19 protein-coding genes, 1 tRNA gene and 1 rRNA gene are annotated in these 19,406 nt (G+C 63.2%); 2 read left to right on the forward strand and 19 right to left on the reverse strand.

Going from position 1 to position 19,406, the window contains the following annotated elements:
- The first annotated feature begins 61 nt into the window (after window positions 1-61).
- Complete coding sequence (locus ACFT1A_RS05345; RefSeq protein WP_378446100.1) at window positions 62-487, forward strand: hypothetical protein; 426 nt, start codon at window positions 62-64, stop codon at window positions 485-487.
- Between the two features lie 252 nt (window positions 488-739).
- The gene (locus ACFT1A_RS05350; RefSeq protein ID WP_378446101.1) at window positions 740-868 is read left to right on the forward strand and encodes a hypothetical protein; all 129 of its coding nucleotides are present in this window, start codon (window positions 740-742) and stop codon (window positions 866-868) included.
- Window positions 869-929: 61 nt separating this feature from the next.
- Here the strand turns inward: ACFT1A_RS05350 and ACFT1A_RS05355 are convergent.
- The 19 genes from ACFT1A_RS05355 to rrf form a co-directional block, all read right to left on the reverse strand.
- Window positions 930-1,003: transfer RNA gene (locus tag ACFT1A_RS05355), tRNA-Pro, on the reverse strand.
- Window positions 1,004-1,105: 102 nt separating this feature from the next.
- Window positions 1,106-2,533 (reverse strand): ribosome biogenesis GTPase Der, encoded by a 1,428-nt coding sequence (gene der / locus ACFT1A_RS05360; RefSeq protein WP_003946199.1) that lies wholly within the window; start codon window positions 2,531-2,533, stop codon window positions 1,106-1,108.
- Window positions 2,530-3,210 carry a (d)CMP kinase gene (gene cmk, locus ACFT1A_RS05365; protein WP_378446129.1) on the reverse strand — a complete coding sequence of 227 codons (681 nt, stop codon included), beginning with the start codon at window positions 3,208-3,210 and terminating at the stop codon, window positions 2,530-2,532. The genes der and cmk overlap by 4 nt, the downstream gene beginning before the upstream one ends.
- Window positions 3,211-3,221: 11 nt before the next feature.
- Window positions 3,222-4,667 (reverse strand): pseudouridine synthase, encoded by a 1,446-nt coding sequence (locus ACFT1A_RS05370; protein ID WP_378446102.1) that lies wholly within the window; start codon window positions 4,665-4,667, stop codon window positions 3,222-3,224.
- A 77-nt stretch (window positions 4,668-4,744) separates the two neighbouring features.
- Window positions 4,745-5,473 carry an SMC-Scp complex subunit ScpB gene (gene scpB / locus ACFT1A_RS05375; protein WP_378446103.1) on the reverse strand — a complete coding sequence of 243 codons (729 nt, stop codon included), beginning with the start codon at window positions 5,471-5,473 and terminating at the stop codon, window positions 4,745-4,747.
- On the reverse strand, window positions 5,470-6,342 hold the full coding sequence (locus tag ACFT1A_RS05380; protein ID WP_378446104.1) for a segregation and condensation protein A: 873 nt from the start codon (window positions 6,340-6,342) through the stop codon (window positions 5,470-5,472). The genes scpB and ACFT1A_RS05380 overlap by 4 nt, the downstream gene beginning before the upstream one ends.
- Window positions 6,342-7,355, reverse strand: a complete 1,014-nt coding sequence (locus ACFT1A_RS05385; protein WP_003946138.1) for a ParA family protein — start codon at window positions 7,353-7,355, stop codon at window positions 6,342-6,344. Before ACFT1A_RS05385 ends, ACFT1A_RS05380 begins: the two co-directional genes overlap by 1 nt.
- Window positions 7,356-7,498: 143 nt before the next feature.
- Window positions 7,499-8,422, reverse strand: coding sequence for a site-specific tyrosine recombinase XerD (gene xerD / locus ACFT1A_RS05390; protein WP_378446105.1), 924 nt, complete (start codon window positions 8,420-8,422; stop codon window positions 7,499-7,501).
- Between the two features lies 1 nt (window position 8,423).
- Window positions 8,424-9,056 carry an NUDIX domain-containing protein gene (locus ACFT1A_RS05395; protein ID WP_378446106.1) on the reverse strand — a complete coding sequence of 211 codons (633 nt, stop codon included), beginning with the start codon at window positions 9,054-9,056 and terminating at the stop codon, window positions 8,424-8,426.
- A gap of 6 nt (window positions 9,057-9,062) precedes the next feature.
- On the reverse strand, window positions 9,063-10,823 hold the full coding sequence (locus tag ACFT1A_RS05400) for a CTP synthase (protein WP_003946139.1): 1,761 nt from the start codon (window positions 10,821-10,823) through the stop codon (window positions 9,063-9,065).
- 155 nt (window positions 10,824-10,978) lie between these two features.
- Window positions 10,979-11,932: a copper transporter gene (locus ACFT1A_RS05405; RefSeq protein WP_283304820.1), complete on the reverse strand. Its 954-nt coding sequence runs from the start codon at window positions 11,930-11,932 to the stop codon at window positions 10,979-10,981.
- The gene (gene steA / locus ACFT1A_RS05410; RefSeq protein ID WP_378446107.1) at window positions 11,929-13,113 is read right to left on the reverse strand and encodes a putative cytokinetic ring protein SteA; all 1,185 of its coding nucleotides are present in this window, start codon (window positions 13,111-13,113) and stop codon (window positions 11,929-11,931) included. Before steA ends, ACFT1A_RS05405 begins: the two co-directional genes overlap by 4 nt.
- Before the next feature lie 86 nt (window positions 13,114-13,199).
- Window positions 13,200-14,978: a DNA repair protein RecN gene (gene recN / locus ACFT1A_RS05415; RefSeq protein WP_378446108.1), complete on the reverse strand. Its 1,779-nt coding sequence runs from the start codon at window positions 14,976-14,978 to the stop codon at window positions 13,200-13,202.
- A 2-nt stretch (window positions 14,979-14,980) separates the two neighbouring features.
- Window positions 14,981-15,928, reverse strand: coding sequence for an NAD kinase (locus ACFT1A_RS05420; protein WP_378446109.1), 948 nt, complete (start codon window positions 15,926-15,928; stop codon window positions 14,981-14,983).
- The gene (locus tag ACFT1A_RS05425; RefSeq protein ID WP_378446110.1) at window positions 15,925-16,788 is read right to left on the reverse strand and encodes a TlyA family RNA methyltransferase; all 864 of its coding nucleotides are present in this window, start codon (window positions 16,786-16,788) and stop codon (window positions 15,925-15,927) included. Before ACFT1A_RS05425 ends, ACFT1A_RS05420 begins: the two co-directional genes overlap by 4 nt.
- A 1-nt stretch (window position 16,789) precedes the next feature.
- Window positions 16,790-17,032, reverse strand: coding sequence for a hypothetical protein (locus ACFT1A_RS05430; RefSeq protein WP_317829110.1), 243 nt, complete (start codon window positions 17,030-17,032; stop codon window positions 16,790-16,792).
- 76 nt (window positions 17,033-17,108) lie between these two features.
- Entirely contained in the window at window positions 17,109-18,092 is a 984-nt protein-coding gene (locus tag ACFT1A_RS05435; protein WP_378446111.1) for an HAD-IIA family hydrolase, read from the reverse strand.
- A complete protein-coding gene (locus ACFT1A_RS05440; RefSeq protein WP_230817910.1) occupies window positions 18,089-19,030 on the reverse strand; it encodes a hypothetical protein in 942 nt (313 codons plus the stop codon). The genes ACFT1A_RS05435 and ACFT1A_RS05440 overlap by 4 nt, the downstream gene beginning before the upstream one ends.
- A gap of 61 nt (window positions 19,031-19,091) precedes the next feature.
- Window positions 19,092-19,208 (reverse strand): 5S ribosomal RNA (rrf, locus tag ACFT1A_RS05445).
- Window positions 19,209-19,406 lie beyond the last annotated feature (198 nt).

Consider the following 19,406-nt stretch of genomic DNA (forward strand, 5'->3'; position numbering starts at 1 on the left):
CACAATCGACGATCGCAACAGGCTTGAAGTTTTCGACCATGTTTTACGGAAGGGTGCTTGCATGGCAACACAACCGCATGGCCAGTCCATAACCCCGGCGTGGAAAGTATTCACGGCCATCGGTTTTGCAGGTGTTATGGGCGCTGCCGTGACGTACTTCCGAGACGGGTCCACTTTGGCGATCACTGGCGGGATGGTCATCCTCGCGATCGGCCTGCCGCTTACTGTCTGGTCCATCCTGCGAATGCTGCGTGAGAATCGAGGACATCGCCTTCATTGGTGGAGAACACCGCCGGTCAATCCGAGGAACGTCGACCTGTCTCGTGCTGTCGGCATTCCGACTACAATTTTCGGTGCACTGACCATCTGGCTGAATACAGCAGGTTCGGCGCCGTGCTGGTTGGCAGCAATCTTTACCGCCATTCTGATCGCGCTCTTCGGAGCAATCGTTGCCGTCCACAATATTCGCCTCAGTCAGCGAAACTGAGCTAACCTTCCGCCCATGCCGGTTTCTGCGGATGTTCGCGAGCGCCTTCGGTCTTACTTGGATCCAGATGACGAGATCCGGTACGTATTTCCAGCGGGCGTTCTGATGAGCGCGAAACCGAGTGTGATTGTCGTAGTGAGCCGAAAGGCGATCACCGTCTTCTCGACGAGCTTTCGGTCCAGAAAAGTGCCGAGGTCGATCCTCACCCAGTTTCCGAGAATGACCGTTCTCGGCCCGGTCGATACTGGGTCCATGCCGCACTTCACTGCGGCGGGCATAACGTACGAGATCGACGAAGAATATGTTGCAGTCGTGAACGCTGCTGACGCGGAGATCACGTCACCGCAGGACTTCCCGCATGATCCGTTGCCGAACCTTTGAAGGCACAAACAAAAAGGCAGTTTCTCATTTCTGAGAAACTGCCTTTTTGATCTAACTTCGGTCGGGCTGACAGGATTTGAACCTGCGACCACTTGACCCCCAGTCAAGTGCGCTACCAAGCTGCGCCACAGCCCGTCTCACGCCCTTGTTTCGGGCGCTTGGAAAGATTACATCAGGGACGGGCCGAAGTACCAATCGGCTGGTCAGAGCCGTTTCAGTACCGAATTGGACGCAGAATCAGCGGCCCTTACGGTCACGCTTCTCGCGCACTCGCACGGATACGCGGATCGGGCTGCCATCGAAGTTGAACTCTTCACGCAGACGCCGCTCGATGAAGCGGCGGTAGCCGGCCTCGAGGAAGCCCGTGGTGAAGAGAACGAATGTCGGCGGGCGCGTGCTTGCCTGCGTCGCGAACATGATGCGAGGCAGTCGACCACCACGCATCGGCGGCGGTGTTGCTGCCACAACTTCCTTGAGCCAGGTGTTCAGGCGACCCGTGGGGATGCGCTTGTCCCAGGACTCGAGAGCCGTGTCGAGCGCAGGCACGAGCTTCGCCACGGCGCGACCGGTGTGGGCGGAGATGTTGACTCGCTGAGCCCACGGAACGCGGACCAGATCGCGGTCGACTTCCTTGTCCAGCATGAGTCGACGGTCCTCGTCCACGAGGTCCCACTTGTTGAATGCGATCACCAATGCACGACCCGTGTCGGCCACCATGCTCAGAACACGCAGGTCCTGCTCGGTGATCGGCTCGTGTGCGTCGATGAGCAGGATCGCGACCTCAGCGGCCTCGATCGCGCTCTTCGTACGCAGCGACGCATAGAACTCGGCACCGCTGGCATGGCTGACACGCTTGCGCAGACCAGCCGTGTCGACGAAACGCCAAGGGCGCCCGCCGAGTTCGACGATGGAGTCGACGGGGTCGACGGTGGTGCCGGCAACGTTGTGCACGACGGAGCGCTCGTCACCGGACAGCTTGTTGAGCAAGCTGGACTTTCCGACGTTCGGCTTTCCGACGAGAGCAACACGACGCGGACCGCCGCCGGGGATACCTTCGCGCGGGGTTTCCGGAAGCTTCTCCAGAACCTCGTCGAGCAGGTCGCCGGTACCGCGGCCGTGCGTCGCACTCACGGAGTACGGCTGACCGAGGCCCAAGGACCACAGCGCTGCAACCTCGGACTCGGTGCGTCCGTCGTCCACCTTGTTGGCAACGAGGATGACCGGAGTCTTCGAGCGGCGAAGCACGCGAGCCACAGCTTCGTCCGTCGCCGTAGCGCCGACAACAGCGTCGACGACCAGGAGAATGGCGTCAGCCGTTCCCATGGCCAACTCGGCCTGCCGGGCAACGGCCTGCTGAAGACCCTTTGCGTCGGGCTCCCATCCGCCGGTGTCCTGGACGAGGAAGCGTCGTCCGGCCCAGTTCGCCTCGTACGAGACACGGTCACGGGTAACGCCGGGGATGTCCTCGACTACCGCTTCACGACGGCCGATGATGCGGTTGACGAGCGTCGACTTACCGACGTTCGGTCGACCGACAACAGCCAAGGTCGGGACGGCAATGTGCGCTTCGCCTTCGCCGTCCGCTTCGAGATCGGCGTAATCCCACTCCGATTCCTCGGACCAAGTTCCGTCACCGGCATATTCGGTTACCAGATCGTCGCTCACTGCACTGCTCCAGTTCTGTCGCTGACCACCAACAGCAACTTGGCGATCACATCTTCAATTCCCAATTCGCTCGTATCCACCAGAATGGAGTCGTCGGCAGGGCGCAACGGCGACACTGCCCGAGTCGAATCGAGATGGTCACGGCGCTGCACATCAGCCAGCACCGCTTCGAAATTGTCTTCACGGCCTTGGCCGACGTTCTGCGTATTGCGCCGTGCCGCACGGGTTTCCGCCGATGCGGTCAAGAAGATCTTGACGTCTGCATCGGGAAGTACGACGGTTCCGATGTCGCGACCTTCCACAACGATCCGGTCTGCGCTTGCCGCCAACTCACGCTGAGTGGCGACCAGCAGGTCGCGAACCTCGGGTACGGCCGACACTGCGGAGACAGCCTTGGTGACCGCGTCGCCGCGGATCTCCTCGCTGACGTCCGTGCCGTCGAGATGCACCTGCTCGCTGCTCGGATCGGTACCGATGGACCACGGCAACGCCGCAACGGCGGCCGTGATCGCGGCGGAATCCGCCAGATCGATTCCCTGACGCAGCACGTGCAGGGTCGCGATCCGGTAGATGGCTCCGGTGTCGAGGTAGCGAGCACCCAAACGCTGCGCCAACGCGCGAGAGACGCTGGACTTGCCGGTTCCGGACGGTCCGTCCATAGCGACTACCAGCGGCATGGACGAATCAGTCACAGGCCGACCGCCTCGTACAGTCCACCGACCTCACTACGTCCAAGGACGCGCTGCGTTCCCGGACGCTGATCGCCGAGAGCGACAACTCCGACGTTGGTGCGAACCAGACGGACAACGGGGTGACCGACGGCATCGAGGAGGCGACGCACGATGTGCTTGCGACCTTCGTGCAGAACGAGCTTGACGAGCGTCTTGCCCTCGTTGATCTCGAGCACGGTGAACGCGTCCACCTTGGCCGGACCGTCGTCGAGAGTGACACCGTCGCGCAACTGCTTGCCGGTGCTGCGCTCGACAACGCCGTGAACCGTGGCGAGGTACGTCTTCGGAACCTCGAACGACGGGTGCATCAGGCGGTGAGCCAGATCGCCGTCGTTGGTGAAGAGGAGCAAGCCTTCGGTGTCGGCGTCGAGACGACCGACGTGGAAGAGTCGCTGACCCGACTGAACGCGCTCGGAGACGATGTCGCCGACGCACGGACGACCGAGATCGTCGGACATGGTGCATTGCCAGCCACGCGGCTTGTTCATCGCGAGGTAGACGAGATCCTTCTGCACGACGACACGGACGCCGTCGACGCGAACCACTGCGTTCTCGGGGTCGACACGCAGCCCCTGCTCGACCACGATGCGGCCGTCGACCTCGACGCGCCCCTGGTCGATCAGTTCTTCAGCAGCGCGGCGTGATGCGACGCCGGCCTGAGCCAGCACCTTCTGCAAGCGGACGCCGTCGCCCTTCGGCGGGCCGTCGTGCTTGGTGACCTCGGCGTGCTGATGACGCGCCGGCTTGGCGTTGGACACCAACGGGTTCTGAGAGACCACGCGCTGTGGCTTCTCGGTCTTCGGCTTGCCACGCTTGTTGGTCGCCGGCGGTGTCGGGGCTGCCGGGCGCTTGCGCGGAGGTCCGTCGAACTTGGATCCACGAGGTGCGTTCGACCATGCACCGCCGCGAGGAGCGTCGGGGCGTGCGCCGCGCTGATCGTCGCTACGACGGTCAGCGCCGCCACGCGGTGCGCGGCGGGCGTCGACGTGGGGAGTACGACGGTCGTCGCTGCGCGGGCCGCGGCGATCGTCCGTGCGCGGGCCGCGCCGATCGTCCGTGCGCGGGCCGCGCCGATCGTCGTTGTAACCGCCACGGCGGTCGTCCGTACGTGCGGGGCGGCGATCGTCACTGCGCGGCGGGCGACGGTCGTCACTGCGCGGCGGGCGACGGTCATCATTGAATCCACCGCGACGGTCGTCCGTGCGGGGACGGTCGGATCCGGCGTTGCGGTCGTATCCGGAGGTACTGCGGGAAGTGTTGCTGCGTCCACCACGGGGCGCTTCGCTACGTGCGCCGCGGGGGGCGTCACTGCGTCCACCACGAGGTGCATCGCTGCGTGCGCCGCGGTTGTCGCGGGAGTTGTTACGGTCCGGTGTGCCATCTCGGCGAGCGGGATTGTTCACTTTTTTCCTGTCAGTTTTCTACTGTTTCCCGAGCGTGGTCGGGTCTTTCTCGGTGCTGACGACCGCCGGAATTCCGGTCAGTCGTCGACTTCGGTGTCCACTACGTCAGCGGGCACGTCTGCCTTGTTCATTCTCGCAAATCGCGGATCGGATTCCAGGCTTTCGCTGATGTCGTCGATGAGATCGACATCAGGCAAGAGCGGGGCCAACTCCGGGAGCTCGCTCAGCGAGGCCAGGCCGAGCCGTTCGAGGAACAGTTCGGTCGTGGAGTACCGTGTCGCGTTGGTGTCCGGGTCCGGCCCGGCTTCCGCGATCAGTCCGCGGGCAAGGAGGGTGCGTACCACCCCGTCCACGTTGACGCCTCGTACCGCACTGATCCGCGCACGAGTCAACGGTTGACGGTATGCGACTACGGCCAAAGTTTCCAATGCCGCCCTGGTCAATTTGGTGCGTGCGCCGTCCAATAGCAGCTTTTCCACATACGGGGCAAACTCTTGTCGCGTGTACAGACGCCATCCGTCGCCCGCGTAGCGAAGGTCCATTCCGCTGCCGCGAGCGGTCAATGCGGCCGACATCAACGTCAGACGTTGTTCGACGCGCTCCGGTGCGGTACCGGTGACAGATGCGAGTTGGTTCACTTCCGCCGGTGAGTCCACGACGAGCAGAAGCGACTCCAGCACTGCGTCGAGTTGATCGTCGTCGAGGTCGAAATCGGGGGCAGAATCTTCGGAAACCGCGGCGTCGTCAGTAGGCTCGATCATCTCGTCTAGCTGCGAAGATTCCGATTCCGTCGGCTCGGCGTTCATCCGTAGTCCTCCTCTGTGACCGGCGCGGCCGGGTCGTCTCCGGTCCAACTCACCATCAGCGGTCCGAGGGCTTCGGGTTGCTCGAACACGATGACCTGCCGGCGATACAGCTCGAGCAACGCGAGAAATCTTGCGACTATCTCGACGGTGATCTCACACTCGGCAACGAGGTCCCCGAAGGGTGTCCACTCCCCTATGCCTCGCTCGCGCAGCAACTCGAGAATTCGCTCGGCCTGCGCGGGTATCGAGATATTGGACACATGGAGGTGATCGAGGCCCACCGTCGGCACCGGACGCGGTGTGAACACCGTCGCCGCGATCTCCGCAAAACGCTGAGGGTCGACGCCCAACAACACCTCGGGCAGGAGTTCGGTGAACTGATCCTCGACGGCAACCGACCGCGGATAGCGCCGCAGTGCGGCTTCCTCCAACTCACCGAACAGCGCCGCAACTTGTTTGTACGCCCGGTACTGCAGCAGTCGCGCGAAGAGAAGGTCGCGGGCTTCGAGAAGCGCCAGATCCTCGGCGTCCTCGACCTGCCCGGCGGGCAACAGCCTTGCGGCTTTCAGGTCCAGAAGCGTGGCCGCGACGACCAGAAACTCTGTCGTCTGATCGAGGCCCATCGCACTGCCGAGTTCCTTGGTGTACGCGATGAAATCGTCCGTGACGGTGTGAAGGGCGACTTCGGTGACATCGAGTTGCCGTTGATTGATCAGGTTCAACAGCAGATCGAACGGGCCTTCGAAGTTCCTGAGAGTGACTCGGAAACCGGCAGCCTTGGCTGCGGTCTGAGCGTCGGTCGGCACGTTCGGGTCGATCGAATCCGGCTCGACTTCGACCGGATCTTCTTGCGATGCAATCAGTTCCACTAACGACCAGACCGGTGAATGACCTCGCGGGCCAATGCTCGATATGCCTCGGCCCCAGCCGATTTCGGCGCCCACGTCGTGATCGGCTCACCGGCGACGCTGGTTTCGGGGAATCGAACGGTGCGGTTGATCACCGTGTCGTAGACGACGTCGCCGAACACCTCGACGACGCGCGCCATCACCTCACGAGCGTGCAGGGTCCGAGCGTCGAACATCGTGACGACGATGCCGGCCAACTCGAGCTTCGGATTGAGACGGTCGTGCACCTTTTCGACGGTGTCGTTGAGCAGTGCCAGGCCGCGCAGGCTGAAGTACTCGCATTCCATCGGAATGATGACCGAATCGGCGCAGGCCAGCGCATTCACGGTGAGCAGGCCAAGCGACGGCTGGCAGTCGATGAGCACGTAGTCGTACCGATCGAGAACAGGGTGCAACACGCGCCCCAAGGTCTGTTCACGCCCGACCTCGGTGACCAATTGGATCTCGGCGGCCGAAAGGTCGATGTTGCTGGGGAGCAGGTCGAGGCCGTCTACCCGGGTTCGCATCAGCACGTCGTCGATGGACACACGTGGTTCGACCAGAAGGTTATGGACGGTCAGTTCCAGGTCATGATGCTGAACGCCCAGTCCGGCGGACAACGCGCCTTGGGGATCGAGATCCACCAGGAGCACTCGACGACCGTATTCGGCCAACGATGCACCCAGGTTGATGGTCGACGTCGTCTTGCCGACGCCGCCCTTCTGGTTGCACATCGCGATGATCATCGCGGGTCCGTGGTGCGCCAACGGTGTCGGTTGCGGCACCTCGCGGACCGGTCGGCCTGTCGGGCCGAGTTCTTCCGCGGAAACGGTCAGGGTTTCCGCAGGTGGAGAGGCTACTGGCGTCGTATCTATTTCGAACATCGCCTCTGGTTCGGAGGGTACAGCTGGTGCTGATTCGTTCACGCGCTCGAAGAGTTGGGCATTGACATGCGGCGGCGCGGACTCCGCCGCTGGTGGCTGCGATGTCGACACGGTCCGATGCTCCCCTACTCTTTCGGCGGTTGCTCTCGGCGCCGGCAAACCCCCGAAACTGCGGTGGAGGCCGCTCGCGCTCCTTGAACGCTACCGCTTACATCACCGAATGCTCTCGCAGACACGCATGAGCCAACCAACCCCTAACGGGCACGCGGGTGTGCCTGAGCCCACACTTCGCGCAACGCGGTGACGGTGACCAGTGTGTAGATCTGCGTGGTGGTTACCGAAGCGTGGCCAAGGAGTTCCTGCACGACACGTACGTCCGCGCCGCCGTCCAGCAGGTGTGTGGCAAACGAGTGCCTGAGCGTGTGGGGTGAGACGTCCGCCTTGATTCCGGCCGACGCCGCCGCATCCTGAAGAATCTGCCACGCGCTTTGACGCGACAGGCGGCCCCCGCGAGCGTTGAGAAACAGGGCAGGAATACCGCGTGTCGCCAGGCTGGGGCGCCCACGGACGAGATACGCGTCTACGGCGGCGATCGCAGGCCTGCCGACGGGGACGATCCGTTGCTTTCCGCCCTTGCCTTTGAGGAGCACGGAACGGGTTTCGGTATCGATGTCGTCGACGTCCAGATCGATCGCTTCGGTGATTCGCGCTCCGGTCGAGTACAGGACCTCGAGCAGAGCGCGATCCCGCAGGTCGCGGGGCCCGTCACCGGCCGCACCGCCACCCGAAGCGTCGAGCAGGGCGATGACGTCGTCGAGAGGCAGGGCCTTGGGCAGCTTGCGTCCGGGCGTCGGCGGCTTGACCGTTCGGGCCACGTCAACGCTGACCAGACCTTCGGCGGCGGAAAACTTGTGGAATCCGCGAACCGCGATCAGGGTGCGTGCTGCCGAACTGGCCGCCAATGGTACGACGCCGGCCTCGGAGTCACCGAGCCGCAGATGTGTCACGAATTCGGTGACGTCGTTTTCCGTCACGCCCGCGACGTCGTCGATGCCGCGTCCGTTCAGGTACTCCGCGTACCGATTCAGGTCGCGGCGATAGGAAAGTAGAGTGTTGCGCGCCGATCCTCGCTCGACCGCTAGATGGTCGAGATACGAGTCCACCTGTCGGGCAAGCACTTCAGGCTCGCGACTTGCGTTCTCCGAATGCGCGCGGACGATCGGGCCACGGTGCGTCGGCGGGGCGCAGCGGCTTGCCCGTCGCGCGTGCGGTGGCGATCGCGAGTATGCCCGATACCGCTGTGGCATTGACGATGTCGCCGCGTAGCGCCATGTCGACGGCGTCGGCGAGCGGAACCCGCGAAATCTCGAGATCGGCTTCTTCGTGTTCGGGATCGTCGCGCTCCACCTCGTGCAGCCCCTCGGCGAGGAAGACGCGAACCGCCTCGTCCGTGAACCCGGGTGAGAGAGCGACATCGACCAGCACCGACCATCGATCGGCGCCGAGTCCGGTTTCTTCGCCCAGCTCGCGCGCTGCCGCCTCGACCGGGCTCTCCCCCGGAGCGTCGAGCAGACCGGCGGGGATTTCCCACAACCGGTGCCCGAGCGGGTGACGGTACTGGTGAATCAGCACCAGGTTGTCGCGCTCGTCCAGTGCCACGACGGCAACGGCGCCGTGATGCTCGACGACTTCCCGATCGGCACGCTGACCACCAGGCATCGCAACGGTGTCGACGCGCAACGCGATGATCGCGCCGGTGTAGACCGTCTTGGAGCCGAGGGTGTCGAATTCGTGCCGACCGGGATCGCTCATGTGTGGCTAGACCTTTTCCACGTTCTCGACTGCAGCGTCGAGCGCCGTCTCGGTGGCAGCGGTGTCGATCTTCTCGTCACCGTGGACGTCGACGGGCAGGCGCTCTTCGAGCTTGTACGTCAACGCTGCTTCGACGAAGGCCGCGAACAGCGGGTGCGGGCGCGTCGGGCGGCTCTTGAGTTCCGGATGTGCCTGGGTGGCAACGAAGAACGGATGCTGCTCACGCGGGTACTCGACGAACTCGACCAGGTGGCCGTCCGGTGAGGTTCCGCTGAACTGCAAGCCGGACTTGGCAATCCGATCGCGGTAGGTGTTGTTGACCTCGTAGCGGTGACGGTGACGCTCGGAAACGTCCTCGGTTCCATAGGCCTGAGCGACGACGGAACCCTTGGTCAGCACGGCCGGGTAAGCACCCAGACGCATGGTGCCACCGAGGTCGGCGTCACCGGCGATGACGTCTTCCTGATCAGCCATCGTCGAGATGACCGGATGCTTGGTGTCCGGCTCGAACTCGGCCGAGTTGGCATCGTCGAGGCCGACGCTACGAGCAGCTTCGATGACGACGCACTGCAGACCCAGGCACAGACCCAGCAGCGGCAGCTTGCGCGAACGTGCGAAACGGATCGCGCCGAGCTTGCCTTCGATGCCGCGGATGCCGAAGCCGCCCGGGATCAGAACACCGTCGACGTCACCGAGAGCGGCCTGCGCTCCGGCTTCGGTCTCACAGGCGTCCGACGGGACCCAGGAGATCTCGACCTTGGACCGATTCGCGAATCCACCGGCGCGCAGTGCCTCGGTGACGGAGAGGTATGCGTCGGGCAGGTCGACGTACTTGCCGACCAATGCGACGCGCACGGTCTCACGCGGCTGGTGAACACGATCGAGGAGGTTGCCCCACACGGTCCAGTCGACGTCGCGGAACGGGAGACCGAGCTGGCGAACGACGTAAGCGTCGAGGCCCTCACGGTGCAGAACCTTCGGGATGTCGTAGATCGAGGGAGCGTCGGGCGTCGAGATGCAGGCGTCGACATCCACGTCGCACATCAGGGCGATCTTGTTCTTGAGGCCCTGCGGAACGTCACGATCGCAACGAAGGATCAGCGCGTCGGGCTGAATGCCGATGCTGCGCAACGACGCAACCGAGTGCTGCGTGGGCTTGGTCTTGAGTTCTCCGGAGGGGCCGAGGTACGGCACGAGGGAGACGTGCAGGAAGAAGACGTTGTCGCGGCCGACGTCGTGGCGGACCTGGCGAGCGGCTTCGAGGAAGGGCTGCGATTCGATGTCGCCGACCGTTCCACCGATTTCGGTGATCACGACGTCCGGGCGGTGTCCCTGCAGATCCGGACCGCTCATCTCGAGGATGCGACGCTTGATCTCGTCGGTGATGTGCGGGATGACCTGAACGGTGTCACCGAGGTACTCGCCGCGGCGTTCCTTGGCGATGACCGTCGAGTACACCTGGCCGGTGGTGACGTTCGCCTGGCCGGAGAGGTCACGGTCGAGGAACCGCTCGTAGTGTCCGACGTCGAGGTCGGTCTCGGCACCGTCTTCGGTGACGAAGACCTCGCCGTGTTGGAAGGGGTTCATGGTGCCCGGATCCACATTGAGATAGGGATCGAGCTTCTGCATGGTCACGCGCATTCCCCGCGCGGTCAACAACTGTCCCAGGCTCGAGGCGGTCAAACCTTTGCCGAGCGAGGAAGCTACACCTCCGCTGACGAAGATGTGCTTGGTGGCGGTACGCGTGTTAGTGCGTGACTGTGGCAAAGGGGCTCCCGTGACGACTGTGCAGGGCTTGGTCTGATGAAGCATGCTGGGGCCTGCCGACCCACGGGATTTCACGGTAACACCTATCGGGGGTCGGTGCCTACAACGCGCCGACTTTCCGCCCCCGATGTGACCGGCGTATCAATACCGGGGTGTCAGTTGGTGGGTGCGCCGACGGTAACCGCCGCCGCTCCCGGTCCCGTGCCGTAGCGGCCGGCGCCGCCGTTCAGCTGTTCCTGCAGCGCCAACGGCGTCGTGATCTTGCCCGACTCCCGATCGATGTTGTCGATGGTCGTCAAGCCCGCTGAGAGCGCCGCATCCGCACGGGCGACGGCAACCGGACCACTGCCCTCGGCCGAGCCGGGCCGACCCGCGAGAATCGTTCCTGCGCCGCGGCCGTCGAGAGCACCCGCAAACCGGGCGATGACGGCGCCGCGGTTACCCGTGGCTGCGTCGGATTCGCTCTTGTTGTCGCCGGTGAGAACGACCGCGAGCTGAGCCGGCTTGACCGCGCCGTCGTCGTAGCTGATGAAGCCGGCGCTGCGCAGCGAGTCGAGCGCGAGATTCATCTCGTCCGGAGTGCTCTGCGGTTCGCTGCTCTGCCCGTTGAGAAGCAGAACCGAACCGAGCAGATCGCCCGCGAGACTGCCCTGATCGACCGCACCGGTCTTGAGGGTGATGCCTGCAGGAATGACGTTGGTGACGACGGTCCGCAAGCGGTCACCGCCCGTGGCGTCGACAAACGAATCGGTGAGCGAGACACGTCCGGTCACGGCGCCGCCGGCGGCAGTGACGAGTCGGTTGACACCGTCGAGATCACCGGGATCGGCATCCGGCGCCGTGATGACGACGACGGTGCGACCAGCGAGACTGTCACGCACGACGCGACCACCGACAGCGGCATCGAAGCCGTCCGCGGAATTGAGTTGCTGCTGAAGCTGATTGGACTGTTGATTGAGGTCTTCGATCTCGTTCTGCAGGTCTGCCTTGTCGTCACGCAGACCCGAAAGCAATCCACTGGACAGCATTCCGGAACCCAGCACCACGCCGATCGCGAGTGCCAGGAAGATTGCCGCTATGGAAATTGCATGTTGACGCATCGAAATCACTTGAAGAGCCCCTGAACCCACAGCGCGAAGCTGTTCCACGTTGCGACTGCCCAGTCGAGAACTTCACTACCGGCATTGGACACGACCAGGGCGACGATCACTGCCACCAGGGCGGCAAGCACCAGGAGCGCGATCGCGCCGCCGGACACTCGACTTCGATACAGCGTTGCGACGGCCTTGGCGTCGACCAGTTTCGGTCCCACCTTGAGCCGCGTCATGAATGCCGACGGATTGCTTTCACGGCGTCCGCGGTCGAAGAATTCGTCCAAGGACACCACGTTGCCGACCGTCACGATCAGCGAAGCCCCGTGATGATCGGCAAGGAGCAAAGCAAGGTCGGTCGGTGAGCAGGTCGCGGGGAACGTCATCGCCCCGATACCGAGATCCTGGATTCGGGAAAGTCCTGCAGCATGACCGTCCTGGTCTGCGGGCAGAACAACTTCGGCTCCGGACTTGAGGGTGGAACTGGTGATTTCTTCCGGGTCGCCCACGATCAGATCGGGGCGGTATCCGGCCTTGCTCAACACGTCCGCACCTGCACCGACACCGATCAGAATCGGCGAGTACTCCTTGATGAAGGGCTTGAGGTTTTTCAGATCGGCCTCGTGTTCGGGGCCGTCTGAGACGACCACGACGTGGCGATCCTTCAAATCGATGTCGATGTCCGGGACACCGATTCCGTCGATCAGCAACGGGCTTTCGGTGCGGATGAACTCGATGGTGTTGCCCGAGAACGCTTCGAGGTGATCCACCAAGCCGGTCTTGGCCTCGATCATCCGGTCGGAGATCTCGGCCTCGGTCTGCTCTTCACCCTTGACGAGACTCTTCTCGCCGTTGAAGACCTCGCCCTCGTGCAGGCGGATCTTGCTGCCGTCCTTGACGTTCTTGAAGACGTCACCGTCGACGGCATCGATCAGAACGATGTCGTTGGCGACGATCACTTCCGGTCCGAGGTTGGGGTACCGCCCCGAAATCGACGGCGACGCGTTGACCACGGCCATGACTCCGGCTTTCACCAGAGCATCGGCGGTCCGGCGATCGATGTCGACTTCGTCGAGGATCACGATGTCTCCAGGACCGACACGGCGTAAAAGCTTCGCCGTGTTCCGATCGGCCCTGGCGATGCCACTGATCCCAGGCAAGGATTCGGTGTTACGTGAGAGCAATCCGGGCATCTTCATGGCTTCGATGATGAACCTGAAACCGCCTTGACCGGTGGAGGCGCGCCGACAACTACCACATCAGTCACACCAACACCACAGAACCTTCAATCTGTGACGCGGGCCGCATTCGCGATCTCGAGCAGTTCTTCGGCGTGTGCACGCCCGGTCTCGGTGTCGTCCAATCCTGCCAACATACGGGCCAACTCGACCACACGATCAGAATCCGACAAAGTCCGCACACCACTGCTGACCACTCCGCCCTTGTCGTCCACCTTGTCCACCACGAGGTGGGTGTCGGCAAACGCAGCGACCTGCGGAAGGTGGGTAACGACGATAACCTGATGCGTCCGAGCGAGTTTCGCCAATCGGCGGCCGATCTCGACGGCAGCGCGGCCACCGACCCCAGCGTCCACCTCGTCGAAAACCATCGTCGCGCCGGTGTCGCTACCGGCGAGAACCACCTCGAGCGCAAGCATGACGCGCGAAAGCTCGCCGCCGGAAGCGCTCTTACTGATGGGCAACGAGGGCGCCCCGCTGTGCGCGGACAGACGAAATTCCACCTCGTCGACGCCGGCAGATCCGGCATGCAGGTCTAATCCCCCGACACTGAGCGGCGCCGAATCCTGCGGGCCCGCGGGCTGCGAACGAACCGTCACCTCGAGGCCCGCACGTCCCATCGCCAAACCGGCGAGTTCCGCGCTGACAGCCTTGGCGAGCTTTGCCGCCGCCTTGACTCTGGCGGCACTCAGCTTGGTAGCTGCCTCCGCGGTCAGTCCAGCCGTTTCCTCGACCTGCTTGGCCAACAGCGACAACGCGTCCGAGGACACGTCGAGTTTGGACAGACGAGCGCGAGCGGTATCCGCCCATTCGAGAACACCGTCGACATCGGCGGCGTACTTGCGAGTCAGAGTCTTGAGTTCGGACTGCCGCGACAGCAGCGAGTCCAGAGCCCCCGGATCGGCGGGTAACCCGGAGAGATAGGTGTTGAGGTCTCCGGCAACGTCGGTGACGACGGCAATAGCGTCGGCCAAACGGGAACCGAGGCCGTCCAGATCGGCGTCGGTGACCGACTCGATACGCGCCCGCGCTTCGGACATCAGGTCGAGCGCCGGCATGACCCCGACGTCACCGCTGGCCATGTCGTCACTACCGGCGAGCGCAGCGTGCGCTTCTTCGGCAGCGGAGCGGAGCGAGTCGAGTTCGCTGAGTCGACGCACTTCGGCAACGATCGCCGTATCCTCACCCGGCTCGGGTGCCACGCCGTCGATTTCGTTGAGCGCGAAGGTCAACTGGTCTGCCTCTTGCGCCAGTTCACGAGCCTTGGACGTGCGCTCGATCAACTCCGAACGAGCATCCAGCCACTCACGACGGTGTTTGCGGTACCGCGTCAGGAGCGTTCCGATTGTCTTGTCCCCGAAGCGGTCCAGTGCATTGCGTTGCTGGTCGGGACGAAGCAAACGCAGCTGATCGTTCTGTCCGTGAACCGTCAGAAGCGGATCCGTGAATTCGGAGAGAACGCCCGCCGGCACGCTTCGACCGCCGAGATGTGCACGTGAACGCCCGTCGCTGCCGACGGTACGTACAGCGATGATGGTCCCGTCCTCGTCGCGCTCGGAGCCGGACGATTCCAGGATTCGGACGATTTCACGCTCGGTGGCCGGTGAAACGTCGTCGGCGATGAATCGTCCCTCGACGACGGCTCGCGACGCACCCAACCGCACGCGACCGGCATCGGCTCGCGCTCCGCTGAGGAGGTGCAAGCTCGTGACGACCATGGTTTTACCCGCGCCGGTTTCACCGGTCAGGACGGTCAGGCCCTCGTGAAACTGGGCGCTGGCCTCGGAGATCACACCAAGACTGTCGATACGGATCTCTGCGAGCACGATTAGGGCTTCCTTCCTCGCCATCCGGTAACCGGAAGCTCGAACTTGCGAACCATCCGATCAGCGAAAGGCGCAGAGTCCAACCGGACCCACTTGACGGGAGTGGCGCCGCGAACGACCTCGACACGGGCGCCGGCAGGCAGTTCCAACGTACGACGGCCGTCGCAGAAGACCAGGCCGTCGTGGCTACCGGCGACGGTCTCCACCGCGATGATCGAATTCGGGCTCGTGACCAACGGCCGCGCGAACAGCGCATGCGCGTTGCTGGGTACGACGAGCAATGCTTCTAGTTCAGGCCACACGACGGGGCCGCCTGCGGAAAATGCATAGGCGGTCGAGCCGGTCGGAGTGGACACGAGAACGCCGTCGCAACCGAAGGCAGAAACGGGTCGGCCGTCGACTTCGAGAACAACTTCGAGAACGCCGAGACGCGAACGGTTCTCGATACTGGCTTCGTTGAGCGCCCACCCGCGGTCGATGATCTCGTCGTCCACCCGAATCACGACGTCGAGTGTCATACGGGACTCGACGCGATACTCCTTGCGAACTACCTGTGCGAGAGCCTCGTCGAGATGCTCGGCCTCGGTCTCTGCCAGAAATCCGATCCGTCCGAGATTGATGCCCAATACCGGGATGGACGCTTCTTGCGCGAGTTCGGCGGCGCGAAGAAATGTGCCGTCGCCACCGAGAACCAGTACCAGCTCGCATCCGACGGCAGCATCAGGGCTGGGATGAACAACCGTGACGTCGAGACCCGGCGCAGAGAATCCCGCGGGTTCCGTCATTGCTTCGATGCGCGAACTGTCTGCTTCGTCGACAAGGACTCGCAGTCCGATTCCCGCGCGCTCGAAGATCTTTCCGACTCGCTTGGCGGTTTCCGTGATGTCGCGTCGGCCGGGATGTGCGACAAGAAGGATCTCGCGCGACTCGCCGTTCGTGACCGCGTTCACTGGGGCCCTTCCTCTACAGCCTTGCGAATCATGTCCTCCACCGTGGGGACTCCCTCGGTGTTCGTCTCGGTGTCGGTGTCGGTGTCCGTCTCTTGATCGCCGGGCACACCTGTCTTTCGAAGCCACAGGAAGTACTCGACGTTTCCCGACGGACCGGGCAATGGGCTGGCCACCACACCTAACGTCCGCAGGCCTACCTTTGCAGCAGCCTCCGACACGTCGAGCACCGCGGAGATTCGCAATTCCGGATCTCGTACGACGCCACCGGCACCGACGCGGTCCTTGCCGACCTCGAACTGAGGCTTGACCATCGGAACCAGGTCCGCACCGTCAGCAGTACAGGCGACAAACGCCCCGAGTACGAGTTTGAGAGATATGAACGACAGATCCGCAACAACCAGGTCGACGGTTCCGCCGATGGTCTCCGCATCAATTGCACGAACATTGGTTCGGTCGATGACGTGCACCCGGTCGTCGGACTGCAGCCGCCACACCAGTTGTCCGTAACCGACGTCGACTGCGACAACTTCCTTCGCACCACGCGTCAGCAGAACATCGGTGAACCCACCGGTGGATGCGCCGGCGTCGAGGCAGCGTCGGCCTTCGACCGTCAATCCTTCGGACCCGAAAGCGTCTAGGGCGCCGATCAATTTATGCGCCCCTCGCGAGGCCCATGAGACTTCCTGCTCCACCTCGACGACCCGAAGCGGAGTACCGGCTTCGATCGCCGTCGCAGGCTTCGTAGCAACCGCTCCCGAGATGAGAACTCGGCCGGCGGAAATCAGTTCTTGCGCATGATCTCGCGACCGTGCGAGTCCGCGCCGGACCAGTTCGGCGTCCACCCGTGCTCTACGTGCCACGTCAAGCCCTGTCCACAGAGGCGAGTGCCTGGACGAGCACCTCGTGTGCCTGTTCCAAAATATGTGCCTTCTGCGGGATCACACCTGCTCCGTGCTGATCGTTCGGATCATGTTCGATGCCGCCGAGGCGCGCCAGCAAACCGTCGACGTCAGAACGTATGCGTTCCGGATCGACGGTAGGGCGTGGCCCGGGCAACGGAGATCCGTTACTCGTGTTTCCGGGGTGCGGTGTCGGCGTGCTCATCGGGCACAACGTTAGTGCATGACTCTCGGTTACGCATACACCCGCACCCCCGCGAGTCGAACACATTTGCGAGGAATCAAACGAGCCAGGAAGCAAACAGATCCGCTACGCCGGTATCGGACGCTTCCAGGGTCTGGAACGACGGATTCGCCCATGCGACAGGCGCAACCGCACGTAGAAGTGACATCTCGTCCCCGACAACCGGGCCGTCGACTATCAGCGTCGACCCGTTCACCGAGACGGACCACTTGGAGTCCGCACCGACCAGCGACTCGACGGCCGGCTGATTGAGCGAATCCAGAGTTGCTGCAATGTAGGTGGGACGCTGCTGAATCGGAGCCCGCAGTACGTCACCCGGCGTGCTCACACCGGTGAGAACCAACAGCGAGTCGATCGAAACAGCATGTGCGCCTTCGATATCGGTGTCCAAACGATCGCCGACCACCAAAGGACGCGAACACCCGCTGCGAGCTAGCGCATCCTCCATCAGAGGTGCAGCAGGCTTACCTGCGACCAGGGGCTCCTGCCTCGTCGCAGCGCGCAGAGCCGCCACCATCGAGCCGTTGCCGAGAACCAAACCCCGTTCCGACGGCAGTGTGGTGTCCAGGTTCGCAGCCACCCACAGCGCACCGGCCCTGATCGCCAGGCATGCTTCGGCAAGGATCGACCAATTGGTCTCCGTCGAATGTCCTTGAACGACAGCAACCGGGGAATCCGCAAACTCACGAACCGGCAGCAATCCGACGCGCGTCACCTCGTCCGCAAGCGCGTCGGTGCCGACGACCAGAACAGCGGCACCGGGTTCGAGGCGCTCCGCCAACAGACGCACGGCAGTCTGGGAGCTGGTAACCACACGATCGCCTTCGGAATCGAAACCGAGTTCGGTCAGGTGCGCCGACACGGCCGAAGGTGAGCGACTTGCGTTGTTGGTCACGTAGTACAAAGCCTGCGAGCCTTGACCCAAAGCAGCCTGGGTACCGGGAATCGCATGAGCTCCGGCGTACAGCGTGCCGTCGAGATCGAGCAAAAGTACGTCGTACTGGGTACGAAGCACGGTCACTGATCTTCTCCGGTCAACTCGGCCACCCGTTCTTCAGCATCCGTGTCACCCTCGAGGTCTGCAGCTGCAGCGTTGAGGAACCACTTCAGTCCGTCTTCGATACGACCGGCTGCAACGAGGGCATCGGCGTACGCGTAGAACAAGCGAGCCGCAGCTTCACCGGTACGCGCTGCATCAAGATCCTTGGTCTGCAGTGTGACAACTGCCTGATCGAACTGTCCGAGATCCATCCGAGCACCGGCGACGACGATCCGCAACTCCGAAGCCTCGTCGCCTGAAAGCAGCGCAGCCTCGTCACTGCGACCGAGTTCGATCGCGCGTTCGGGTCGACCCAAACCGCGTTCGCAATCGGCCATCACAGCGATCAGACCCGGTCCACCAGCCATTCGACGGGCAGCACGGAGCTCGGAGAGAGCTTCGGCCCATTCACCCGCGTGGTAGGCAGTGATTCCGGCAGCTTCACGAACGACAGCAATACGGCCGGCACGCTGACGAGCAGCGCGAGCGTGGAGCAGTGCAAGTTCCGGGTCTTCGTCAACGAGCTTGCCCGCCATGACGAGGTGACGCGCAACTGTGTTGGCGTTGTCCTTGTCGAGGCTGAGTAGATCCCGACGAACAGCCGGATCCAACTCGGTCGGCTCTACGTTGTCGGGCAAATCTGGTTCGTCAGGTCGAGCTTGCTGACGGTTGCGGTCGCCGTCGCGCCCACGAGGGGTGAACCCACCCTCGCCGCCGCGGCGCTGTCCGCCACTGAATCCGCCGCCGCGATTGCTGTTTCCAGCCCCGCCACGGTTGTTGTCTCCGGCACCACCGCGGCGGTCTCCGCCTGCAGCGCTGCGTGATCCACGCCCGTCGTTGTCACGACGGGGGCCACCTGATCGAGGCGCTCCTCCCCCACGGAAGGACCGACGCTCGTCGCCATTCTCCGACACAGTCATTCCTTTCATACAACGCACGAAAGGGGACCCAGTATGTTGGGTCCCCTTTCGGTTAACGGGTGTTCGGCGGTGTCCTACTCTCCCACACCCTGTCGAGTGCAGTACCATCGGCGCTGAAGGGCTTAGCTTCCGGGTTCGGAATGGGACCGGGCGTTTCCCCTTCGCTATGACCGCCGTAACTCTATGAAACTGTCACAGTAACCAACCTATGATCCAGATCCTCCACGCACCCACCACCCGTGAATATCAGGGGTGATCGATGATGGGGAATCGAAATCAAGGTATCTGTGTGTTGTTTCAGATACCGCACAGTGGACGCGTAGCTTCTTTGTGGTAAGTCCTCGGCCTATTAGTACCAGTCACCTGCATGCATTAC

Source organism: Rhodococcus sp. NPDC057135, from assembly GCF_042670865.1.
Classification (GTDB): Bacteria; Actinomycetota; Actinomycetes; order Mycobacteriales; family Mycobacteriaceae; genus Rhodococcus_F.

Bases quoted from the DNA above. Each gene is read 5' to 3' on its own strand.
- steA (WP_378446107.1), bottom strand. From the start codon at position 13,113: ATGAAGATGCCCGGATTGCTCTCACGTAACACCGAATCCTTGCCTGGG.
- ACFT1A_RS05350 (WP_378446101.1), top strand. From the start codon at position 740: ATGCCGCACTTCACTGCGGCGGGCATAACGTACGAGATCGACGAAGAA.
- cmk (WP_378446129.1), bottom strand. From the start codon at position 3,210: ATGCCGCTGGTAGTCGCTATGGACGGACCGTCCGGAACCGGCAAGTCC.
- ACFT1A_RS05440 (WP_230817910.1), bottom strand. From the start codon at position 19,030: ATGACTGTGTCGGAGAATGGCGACGAGCGTCGGTCCTTCCGTGGGGGA.
- ACFT1A_RS05395 (WP_378446106.1), bottom strand. From the start codon at position 9,056: ATGAGCGATCCCGGTCGGCACGAATTCGACACCCTCGGCTCCAAGACG.
- ACFT1A_RS05345 (WP_378446100.1), top strand. From the start codon at position 62: ATGGCAACACAACCGCATGGCCAGTCCATAACCCCGGCGTGGAAAGTA.
- ACFT1A_RS05430 (WP_317829110.1), bottom strand. From the start codon at position 17,032: ATGAGCACGCCGACACCGCACCCCGGAAACACGAGTAACGGATCTCCG.
- scpB (WP_378446103.1), bottom strand. From the start codon at position 5,473: ATGAACGCCGAGCCGACGGAATCGGAATCTTCGCAGCTAGACGAGATG.